The organism is Dactylosporangium sp. NPDC050588, assembly GCF_040654975.1.
Taxonomy (GTDB): Bacteria; Actinomycetota; Actinomycetes; order Mycobacteriales; family Micromonosporaceae; genus Dactylosporangium; species Dactylosporangium maewongense.
Map to the genome: position 1 here is coordinate 180229 of NZ_JBFAJA010000005.1, position 9253 is coordinate 189481.

Annotated in this window: 11 protein-coding genes; 7 read left to right on the top strand and 4 right to left on the bottom strand. The window is 73.9% G+C overall.

The window, feature by feature from the left end:
- Positions 1-19: 19 nt before the first annotated feature.
- Complete coding sequence (locus AB0I21_RS04960) at positions 20-565, bottom strand: TetR/AcrR family transcriptional regulator (RefSeq protein WP_360559124.1); 546 nt, start codon at positions 563-565, stop codon at positions 20-22.
- A gap of 93 nt (positions 566-658) precedes the next feature.
- Between AB0I21_RS04960 and AB0I21_RS04965 the strand changes: the two genes are divergently transcribed.
- From AB0I21_RS04965 to AB0I21_RS04985, 5 genes are all read left to right on the top strand, one after another.
- Positions 659-1864: an MFS transporter gene (locus AB0I21_RS04965; RefSeq protein ID WP_360559125.1), complete on the top strand. Its 1206-nt coding sequence runs from the start codon at positions 659-661 to the stop codon at positions 1862-1864.
- Positions 1865-2087: 223 nt separating this feature from the next.
- Entirely contained in the window at positions 2088-2279 is a 192-nt protein-coding gene (locus AB0I21_RS04970; RefSeq protein WP_360559126.1) for a hypothetical protein, read from the top strand.
- 17 nt (positions 2280-2296) lie between these two features.
- The gene (locus tag AB0I21_RS04975; RefSeq protein WP_360559127.1) at positions 2297-2965 is read left to right on the top strand and encodes a VOC family protein; all 669 of its coding nucleotides are present in this window, start codon (positions 2297-2299) and stop codon (positions 2963-2965) included.
- Positions 2965-3774 (top strand): alpha/beta hydrolase, encoded by an 810-nt coding sequence (locus AB0I21_RS04980; RefSeq protein WP_360559128.1) that lies wholly within the window; start codon positions 2965-2967, stop codon positions 3772-3774. Before AB0I21_RS04975 ends, AB0I21_RS04980 begins: the two co-directional genes overlap by 1 nt.
- On the top strand, positions 3771-4727 hold the full coding sequence (locus tag AB0I21_RS04985) for a hypothetical protein (protein ID WP_360559129.1): 957 nt from the start codon (positions 3771-3773) through the stop codon (positions 4725-4727). The genes AB0I21_RS04980 and AB0I21_RS04985 overlap by 4 nt, the downstream gene beginning before the upstream one ends.
- Here AB0I21_RS04985 and AB0I21_RS04990 read toward each other — a convergent pair.
- Positions 4687-5658 carry an NAD(P)-dependent oxidoreductase gene (locus tag AB0I21_RS04990; RefSeq protein WP_360559130.1) on the bottom strand — a complete coding sequence of 324 codons (972 nt, stop codon included), beginning with the start codon at positions 5656-5658 and terminating at the stop codon, positions 4687-4689. The genes AB0I21_RS04985 and AB0I21_RS04990 overlap by 41 nt on opposite strands.
- The gene (locus tag AB0I21_RS04995) at positions 5655-6947 is read right to left on the bottom strand and encodes an enolase C-terminal domain-like protein (RefSeq protein WP_360559131.1); all 1293 of its coding nucleotides are present in this window, start codon (positions 6945-6947) and stop codon (positions 5655-5657) included. Before AB0I21_RS04995 ends, AB0I21_RS04990 begins: the two co-directional genes overlap by 4 nt.
- A gap of 63 nt (positions 6948-7010) precedes the next feature.
- On the opposite strand from AB0I21_RS04995, the gene AB0I21_RS05000 reads away from it, so the two are divergent.
- On the top strand, positions 7011-7907 hold the full coding sequence (locus tag AB0I21_RS05000; RefSeq protein WP_360559132.1) for an ROK family protein: 897 nt from the start codon (positions 7011-7013) through the stop codon (positions 7905-7907).
- Here the strand turns inward: AB0I21_RS05000 and AB0I21_RS05005 are convergent.
- The gene (locus tag AB0I21_RS05005) at positions 7901-8494 is read right to left on the bottom strand and encodes a DUF4291 domain-containing protein (RefSeq protein WP_360559133.1); all 594 of its coding nucleotides are present in this window, start codon (positions 8492-8494) and stop codon (positions 7901-7903) included. The genes AB0I21_RS05000 and AB0I21_RS05005 overlap by 7 nt on opposite strands.
- Between AB0I21_RS05005 and AB0I21_RS05010 the strand changes: the two genes are divergently transcribed.
- Positions 8488-8811: a MazG nucleotide pyrophosphohydrolase domain-containing protein gene (locus AB0I21_RS05010; protein ID WP_360559134.1), complete on the top strand. Its 324-nt coding sequence runs from the start codon at positions 8488-8490 to the stop codon at positions 8809-8811. The genes AB0I21_RS05005 and AB0I21_RS05010 overlap by 7 nt on opposite strands.
- Positions 8812-9253: the final 442 nt, after the last annotated feature.

Genomic DNA, 9253 nt, shown 5'->3' on the forward strand with positions numbered 1-9253 from the left:
ACGGCCCGTCGCGCCGCCGTCAGGCGGCACGGCCCGTCGCGAGCAGCCGGTCGACGCACCGCTCGGCGAGGCCCGGGTCGGTGAGCGTCCAGGGCAGGAAGATCACGCGGTAGATGATCGGGGCGACGACCAGGTCGACGATGTCGTCGGCGGCGAACGGCGCGCCGGACCGCGAGGCGAGGACGACGGCCTCGGCCCGGCGGTTGCGCAGGCAGTCGGACTCGGTCTCGCCGGCGGAGGCGGCTCCGCCCCGCAGCAGGGCGGCGTTGACGGGCTTGGCGTAGTGCTCGACGATCTCGCCGGCCCAGGCGACAAGGTCGGCCCGCAGCTCGCCGGTGTCGGGCAGCGGGCGGGCGGGGTCGAGCCGGTAGGTGGCGATGTCGTTGAGCATCGTCGGCAGGTCGCCCCACCGCCGGTAGATCGAGGTCGGGTTGACGCCGGCCCGCTCGGCGACCATCGGGATGGTGACCCGCTCGGCGCCGCGCTCCCGCACGAGGTCCTCGACCGCGGTCCTGATCTGCGCGAGCACCGCGGCGCTGCGACCGCCGGTGCGCTTCTCGGGCATGTGACGCTCCTAACGCAACGATAATTGCTTTAAGCGGCGCCGGAGCGCGTAGCTTCAGCCTAACGCAGAGATTTTTGCTTTAGGGGGTACGCCATGACCACCACCGCTCTGGCCAGACCGTTCACGCTGCCCGCCGGGGTCGCGTTCGCCGGCACGGGTCTCGCGTTCGCGTCGCTCTACCTGGCGGCCGGCGCGCCGACGCCGCTGCTCGTGCTGTTCGAGCGGGAGTGGGGCTTCGCGCCGTGGGTGCTCACCGTCGCGTTCGCCGCCTACGCGCTGGGGCTGCTCGCGGCGCTGCTCGTCGCCGGCTCGCTGTCCGACCATGTCGGCCGCCGCCCCGTGCTGGTCGGCGCGCTCAGCGTCGAGGTCGTCGCGATGCTCATGTTCGTGTTCGCGCCGGGCATCGGCTGGGTCATCGCCGCCCGCGTCGTGCAGGGCGTCGCGACCGGCGCGGCCAGCAGCGCGTTCACCGCCGCGCTCGTCGAGCTGGCGCCGCCGCACCGCAAGCGCCTCGGCACGGTCGTCGCCGGCGCGGCACCCGCCGGCGGGCTCGGCCTCGGGGCGCTGCTGACCGGCACGGCCGTGCAGTTCACCGGCTCGGCGAACCTCATCGTCTTCGGCACGCTCGCCGTCATCATGGTGCTCGGCACGCTCACCGCCGCGCTGTCCGGCGAGACCGTGACCCGCCGCGCCGGCGCGCTCGGCTCGCTCAGGCCGCGGGTGACGGTGCCCCGGGCGGCCCGCCGCGAGTTCGGCGCCGCGATCCCCGTGCACCTGGCCAGCTGGATGTTCGCCGGGCTGTTCATGGGCCTCGCCCCGACGATCGTCCGCGACATCTTCCACCTCGACAGCGGCCTGCTCAACGGCGCGACCGCGTTCCTGCCGCCCGCGGCCGCCGCGGTCGCCGGCTACGCCCTCGGCCGGCAGCACCCGCGCCGCACGATCGTGCTCGGCGGCACCGCCGTCCTGCTCGGCGCCGCGGTCGTGCTCACCGGCATCGTCGCCGTCGCGCTGCCGCTCGTCTGGATCGGCGGGATCGTCGGGGGTGCCGGGTTCGGCGCCACGTTCTCCGGGGCGCTGCGGGCCGTCGGGCCGCTCGCCGAGACGCACCAGCGGGCCGGGCTGTTCGCGGCCGTGTTCATCGTCGCCTACCTGTCCTTCGGCGTGCCGGCGATCGTCGCCGGGCAGCTCGTCGCCCCGCTCGGACTGCTCACCACGGTCCTGCTGTACGGCGCCGCGATCCTCGCCGCCGCGGCGGCCGGCCTGTTCACCCAGTGGCGGCTCACCCGCCCCGCATGACCCTGCGGGTGGCCCGTCCCGCCGGGGCCCGGCGCGGAACCTCTTCGGAGCGGGCCGCCGGTGCGAAACCTCTTCGGGAGCGGGCCGGCGGTGCGGAACCTCTTCAGCGCGGGCCGGCGGCGCGGAACCTCTTCGGAGCGGGCCGGCGGTGCGGAATCTCTTCAGCGCGGACCGGCGGTGCCGATGTGGACACGACCAGCCCGGCGAGCAGAGGAGACACGGCATGGAGGTCGGTTCCATCGCATCGTCCATCACCTGGAGCGTCCCGGCCGCCGGTCGCGGGGTCGATCCCGCCACCGCCCAGGCACAGGTCAACGCGCAGGCCGACACGCTCAGCGCGCTCATGGGCACCAAGCACAACACCGCGGTCGCGGCCGGCCTCTCCGACGGCAAGGGCGTCGACATCTACCTGTAGGGACTAGATTCGGTCGGATGAAGCGGCAGGAGATCAGCGACGCCGTCGTCGACGTCGGATGGCGGTACATCCTCAGCACGATCATGACCATGGTGCCCGTCGGATCGGTCGGCCAGGCCGCCGAGGTCGCGGCCAGGTGCACCGCCGCGGCCGGCGACGACGCCGACCGGCACCTGTGGCTCGACCTGCGGGCCGACCACGTCCTGCTCACCCTCCAGAGCCTCGGCGAGGCCGCCGTGACGCCCCGTGACATCGAGCTGGCCCGGGCGCTCACCGGGTCGCTGCGGGAGATCGGCCTGAGCACCGTGCCCGCGACCGGCCGGGCCGCGCAGCTCATCGAGGTCGCCGTCGACGCGATGGACATCCAGGCGGTCCGCCCGTTCTGGAAGGCCGTGCTCGGCTACGAGGACGAGGCCGGCGGCGAGGGCGACACCGGCGCGCCCGTCGTCGACCCGCACCGCCTCGGCCCCGCCGTCTGGTTCCAGCAGATGGACCAGCCGCGCGTCGAGCGCAACCGGATCCACCTCGACATCAGCGTCCCGCACGACGCGGCGGCGGACCGCATCGCCGCCGCCCTCGCCGCCGGCGGTGTCCTCGTGTCCGAGGCGGCGGCCCCCGCGTACTGGATCCTCGCCGACGTCGAGGGCAACGAGGTCTGCGTCACCACCTGGCAGGGCCGCGACTGATGCGCGAGGATCGCGAGGACGCCATCGCCGGGCTGCGCCGGGGCGGCCGGGAACGGGCCGCCCTGCGCCCGGCCGGGCCGCCGATGCCGGTGGAGGACGGCACCGTCGACGGGGTCGGGATCCGCCGGTATGAGCAGCGCGGCCCCGACACGGTCGTCTTCGCCCACGGCGGCGGCTTCGTCCTCGGCGACCTCGAGACCCACGACGCCTTCGCGCGGCGGATCGCCGAGGCCACCGGACGGACGGTCGTCGCCGTGGACTACCGGCGGGCCCCGGAGCACCCGTTTCCGGCCGCGTTCGACGACGTGCTCACGGTGCTGGACGCCGTGCTCAAGACCCGGCCGGACGGCAGGGTGGCGCTCGCCGGGGACTCCGCCGGCGGGTTCCTCGCGATCCTGGCGGCCCTGGCCAGGCGAGGACGGGTCGACGGGCAGCTGCTCGTGTGCCCGGTCGCGGAGGTCGCGCTCCCCGCCACCAGCCGCAGCGTGGCCGAGAAGGGCGCCGGCTTCGGCCTCGACGTCGCGCAGCTGCGGGAGTGGATCGGCTGGTGGGCGCCCGGGGCGGCCCCGGACCCGCGCTCCGAGGACCTCACCGGCCTGCCCCCGGCGCTCGTCGTCACCTGCGAGCACGACCCGCTCCGCGACGGCGGCGACCAGTACGCGCACCGCCTCCGGCAGGCCGGGGTGCCGGTCGTGCACCGGACGGAGCCCGGACTCGAGCACAACTTCGCCCAGTCGGTGCACCAGTCCGCCGCCTGCGCCGAGGCCGACGCCCGCTGGCTGCGCGACGCGGCCGGGATCCTGCGATGAGCCGGACCGACCGGCACGAGCGGGTGTCCTCGCGGCTGGCGCTGCTCAGCGACGCCGCGGTCGCGGCGATGCTGGACGACGCGCGGCCGGACGCCGTCGGCATCGGCGGGCAGACGGCGACGCTCGACGTCGGCGGGGTGCCGGTGTTCGTCAAGCAGGTGCCGGTCACCGAGCTGGACCTGGCGCACCCGCACTCCACCGCAAACCTGTTCGGGCTGCCGATGTACTGCCAGTACGGGGTCGGCTCGACCGGCTTCGGCGTGTGGCGGGAGCTGGCCGCGCACCGCGTCACGACCGGGTGGGTGCTCGCCGGGCGGCACCCGGCGTTCCCGCTGCTGCACCACTGGCGGGTCCTGCCGGCGGGCGTCGCGTGGGAGCGCGTCGACATCGAGGAGCGGGTCGCCTACTGGGGTGACACGCCGTCCGTGCGGCTCCGGCTGACGCAGCTCCAGGACGCGCCGGCGCGGCTGGTGCTCTTCCTCGAGCACCTCCCCCGGACCGTGCACGAGCACCTCAAGGAGCGGCCGGAGACGGCGCCCGACGTCGACGTCCAGCTGCGGGACGCGATCGCGTTCATGAACGGCGCCGGGCTGTGGCACTTCGACGGGCACTTCGACAACATCCTGACCGACGGCCGGCAGGTGTACCTCGCGGACTACGGCCTGGCCCTGCACGAGGGCTTCGACCTGACCGGCCCGGAGCGTGCCTGGCTGCGCGAGCACGCCGACTACGACCTGCGGTACACCACCGGGCACCTGGCCACCTGGCTGGCGGAGGAGTTCCGTGGCGACGCGGACCGCGCCGCCGTGCTCCGCGGCGAGGCGCCGTTCCTGGGCCCGCCCGCCGCCGCTGCGGTGATGCGCCGGTACGCGGACCGGGCCCTCGTCACGACCGCGTTCTTCCAGGAGCTGGTCACCGGGGCGAAGACGGCGCCGTACCCCGTGATGGCGTGAACCCGAGCAGCCGCGACGCGACGCCGGTGTCGATCGGGACCCGCCGGCCCGGGATCGGTGACCGGACCGGCACGCCCGGGTGGTAGGTGGCGATCAGCTCCTCGGTCGGCGTGTCGCAGAACGTCTCCGGCGCGGCGACGAAGCACCGGTGGAACCCGGTCAGCGGCACGGTCGCGGCCAGCCACGCGGCCTCGGCGGCGTCGTCGACGTGCAGGTACGCCCACGAGTTCCGGGCGCCCTTCGCCGGGTCGGCGCGCAGGTCGGCGGCCGTCTTCGCGAGCCGGTCCGTGTCGCCGGTGAACGGGAACCGCAGCGCGACCACGTCCATGCCGTCGCGGCGGTGGAACATCTCGCCGGTCAGCTCGTCGACGAGCTTCGACAGCGCGTACGGGTCCTCGATCTGCGGCGGGGCCGCCTCGTCGAGCGGGTAGTACGGCGGGTGCAGGTCGTGCGGCGAGAACGGCATCCCGAGCAGCGCGTAGCTGCTGGCCAGGACGGCCCGGCAGACCCCGCGGCGGGCGGCCTCGTCGAGCACCACGAACGTGGCCCGGGTGTTGCCACCGAACACCTCCAGGCCGGTGCCGAGGGTCGGCGCGGGGATCGCGGCCAGGTGGATGACGGCGTCGACCGGCGCGTCGAAGGCCGCCGCGACGACGTCCGGGTCCCCGGCCGATCCGATGACCACGTCGACGTGGCCACCGGCCCCGTCGCGCGCCTCTGGGTCGCCGGCCGTCCCGGCGGCCTTCGACGGGCCGCCGCCGTCGACCCCGGTATGTGCGTCAGGGGCATTGGCGGTACCGACGCCGGAAACGACATCAGGAAAGGCGACGGGCTCCAGGGACAGGGCGACGACGTCGGCACCGGCGGCGCGCAGGCGGGCGACCGTGGCCCGGCCGATGTTGCCCCCGGCACCCGTGACGACGATCCTCACGGCGCCTCCAGCGAGCCGTCCGGACGCCGGACGACGGCGGCCCACCGGTCGAAGAGGAACTTCGTCGGCGGGTACTTCGCCGCCTCGGCCTCGTCGACGTCCACGCCCCAGCCGGGCCGGTCCGACGGGTACATGTAGCCCTTGGTCACGTCGGGGCAGCCGGGGAACACGTCGTGGGTGGCCTCGTTGTACTCGTGCGACTCCTGGAACCCGAACGCGTGGCTGGAGATGTCGACCGCGAGGTTCGCCGCGACGCCGACCGGCGACACGTCCGCCGGGGAGTGGAACGCGGTCCGCACCCCGCACAGCTCGGCGAGCGCCGCCAGCTTCCGCGTCGGGGTGAGCCCGCCGACCGCGGACGTGTGCAGGCGGATGAGGTCGACGCCGCCGTCGCGGATCAGCCGGGCCGCGTCGGCGACCGCGCTCACCTGCTCCCCGACCGCGAGGGGCACCGGCGACGCGGCGCGGATCTCCGGCAGCCGGTCGTAGAGCTCCGACGGGATCGGGTCCTCCAGGAACGACAGCCCGTAGGGCTCCAGGGCCCGTGCCAGGACGACCGCCTGCTTCGGGGAGAGCCGGCTGTGGACGTCGTGCATGAGGTTGACGCCCGTGCCGAGCCGCTCGCGGGCCGCCTCGAACAGTGACGGGGTGCCCCGCAGATAGCGCTCCGGGTCCCAGCCGTCCGGGTTCGGCGAGTCCGGGTAGTGCCCGCCCGTCCCCGCGTGGCCGTAGCTGCCGAGGCCGGGCTCCGCCCGTTGGAGGCGGATGCAGCGGTACCCGAGGGCGATGAGCCGCTCCGCCTCGTCGAGCACCTCGCCGGTGTCGGCGCCGGACGCGTGCGTGTAGACCTCGACGCCGCCGCGGACCCGCCCGCCGAGCAGCTCGTGCACCGGCAGCCCGGCCCGCTTCCCGGCGATGTCCCACAGCGCCTGGTCCAGGCCCGACAGGGCGTTGTTGAGGACCGGCCCGTTGCGCCAGTACGACGAGAGGTGCACCGTGCGGGTGATGTCCTCGATGTCGGCCGGGTGCCGCCCCACGGCGAGGGGGCCGACATACTCGCTGACCGCCGCCGCCACCGCCGCGTAGCGCTGGGTGAACGTCGCGCAGCCCAGCCCGTACAGCTCCGGCTCGGTCGTCTCGACCTTGACGACCACCAGCGGCAGGCCCTCCGGCGCCGTAACGATCGGCCGGACCCTGGTGATCCGCAGGGCGTCGCGGGCCGGCCACGGCGGCACGGACTCGGGCAGGCCGCCGTCCGGACCGAGCAACCGGTTCGGGTCGTGTTCCACGGCTTCCCCCTTCGGCGGTGGTAGCTCATGATCCGTCGATCATGGGTGCGCTAACGTTACGCCGTGCACTTGCCCTCTTCCGACGCCGACACCCGGCCGATCTGGGTCCTCGAGGTCGGGGGCAGCCACGTCACCGCCGCCGGCGTGCTGCTGGACGACCGGCAGGTGATCCAGCGGCAGCGCCACCCGCTCGACCCCACCCTGTCCGCCGACGGCATCGTCGACGCCCTCGCCGGCGCCGCGAAGCTCCTCGACCCGCAGGGCGGCGACCGCTGGGCGATCGCGATGCCGGGCCCGTTCGACTACCGCACCGGCGTGTCCCTGCACGAGGGCGTCGGCAAGTTCGACAGCCTGCACGGCCTGGACCTGCGCGCCGCGCTCGCGCTCGCCATCCCGACCACGCCCGACGCGTTCACCTTCGTCAACGACGCCGACGCCTTCCTGCTCGGCGAGTGGGTCGACGGCGCCGCCAAGGGCGCGTCCCGCTGCGTCGCCATCACCCTCGGCACCGGGATCGGCTCCGCGTGGCTCGCCGACGGCAGCGTCGTCACCACCGGCCCGACCGTCCCGCCCGACGGCGAGGTGCACTTCTGCACCATCGACGGGGTCGAGCTGGAGGACGTCGTCTCCGACCGTGCGCTCATCCGCGCGTACCGCGAAGCCACCGGCGTGGACGTGGACGGCATGCGGGGCCTGGCCGCCCGCGCCCGCGAGCTGGACGCCGCCGCCCAGACCGTGATCGACACCGCGTTCGGCGCCCTCGGCCTGCTGCTGACGGAGTGGCTCACCCGCTTCGACGCCGAGGTGGTCGTCTTCGGCGGCTCGATGACCGGCGCCTGGGACCTGATCGAGCCGGCGCTCGCCCTCAACCTCCCGGCCCGCCCGGTGTCGGACACGGAGCACGCCGCCCTGATCGGCGCCGCCTGGGCCGCCGCCCACCCGGACGCCGCCGCCTACTGATAGGGCCGCTCGGGCGGCAGCAGGGCCGCGGCCTCCTCCAGCGCGCGGGCCTTGACCAGGGCGTGGATCTCGTGCACCAGGGGCGTGACGTCGCGGATCTCGACGGTCCACTCGTCCACGTACCGGTGGACGGCGACCCCGCTCAGGCCGAGCTGCAGCGAACGGTGCTCCAAAGGGCGCAGGTGCAGGTCGCGCTCCGGGTCCCACTGGACCCGGACTGGGCTCGTGCGCAGCGCCCGCGACCAGGCCTCGCGGCTCTCGTGGATGCCCGGCACGTAGTGGCTCAGGCACGCCTCCGCCACGGCCGCGTCGAACCCTTCGCGGCGCAACCGGACCGCCAGCACGCGCTCCTGGCCTTCCTTGGTGGCCCAGCCGCTGCGGTACATCATCCACAGGAACGACGGCTTGACCCAGGTCATCCTGTCGCGCTTGAACGGCGGCACGAACCGCTGCGCGTCCAGGGCCGGCAGCGCGATCGCGGGACTGTACGCCTGATAGACGGTGATCGTGTCAGCGTCGAAGACGGCGCGGACGGCATGACGGTCGGGCACCTGGAGACCATAGAAGGTTAGGGTGCGGTGTGTCATTCGCATTGAACGACCTGCCCTCCACCGCCGCCGACGTCGCCGCCCACCTGGACGCGGCCGGCTTCACGGAGTCGCCGCAGCTGCGGCAGACCCTGGCCCTCGCCGAGGAGGTCGGCGAGTTCGTCGGCGCGGTCCGCCGGCACGCGGGAATGGCCCGCCGCTCAGGCCCCTTCAGCGACGTCGAGGAGGAGCTCGCCGACGTCGTGCTGACCGCCTTCGTCACCGCCCACACCATGGGCATCGACCTCCGCCAGGCCCTCGAGAAGAAGCTGGCCGTCATCTACTCCCGAGGTTGGAAAGACCCCACCCCCGCCTAGCTCACCCTCCCGATAGATCGCGCGATGTCTATCCGAGCGCCCCAGCCGCACCGCGCAAGCATCCACCACCAGCTCACAACAGCCCCAGGCCCACCAAACCCTTCGAGCCCACGGCCGGAACATCCCCGCTACCCAAAGCATCCGCCTTTCCGTGATCCGGAAGACTTTGTGCTGTCATAGCGACACAAACTCTTCCGGATCATGAGGACCAGGCCCGCCAACACGATCCCGAACGGTTTCGGTGGCCGGTCGCGACCAGAACGATTCGGGATCACGAGAAGGCCCGACGCCAGCCCACACGACAAGCCACCCCGACCCCTTTCCGTGATCCGGAAGACTTTGTGCTGCTATAGCGACATAAAGTCTTCCGGATCATGAGGAACCCCCAGCCCGGCCACCGCGGAGGGTGGGCACGGGGTGGGCGCGGATGCGCGATCCGGCC

Bases quoted from the DNA above. Each gene is read 5' to 3' on its own strand.
- AB0I21_RS04970 (WP_360559126.1), top strand. From the start codon at position 2,088: ATGGAGGTCGGTTCCATCGCATCGTCCATCACCTGGAGCGTCCCGGCC.
- AB0I21_RS04960 (WP_360559124.1), bottom strand. From the start codon at position 565: ATGCCCGAGAAGCGCACCGGCGGTCGCAGCGCCGCGGTGCTCGCGCAG.
- AB0I21_RS04985 (WP_360559129.1), top strand. From the start codon at position 3,771: ATGAGCCGGACCGACCGGCACGAGCGGGTGTCCTCGCGGCTGGCGCTG.
- AB0I21_RS05005 (WP_360559133.1), bottom strand. From the start codon at position 8,494: ATGACACACCGCACCCTAACCTTCTATGGTCTCCAGGTGCCCGACCGT.
- AB0I21_RS04975 (WP_360559127.1), top strand. From the start codon at position 2,297: ATGAAGCGGCAGGAGATCAGCGACGCCGTCGTCGACGTCGGATGGCGG.
- AB0I21_RS04980 (WP_360559128.1), top strand. From the start codon at position 2,965: ATGCGCGAGGATCGCGAGGACGCCATCGCCGGGCTGCGCCGGGGCGGC.
- AB0I21_RS04965 (WP_360559125.1), top strand. From the start codon at position 659: ATGACCACCACCGCTCTGGCCAGACCGTTCACGCTGCCCGCCGGGGTC.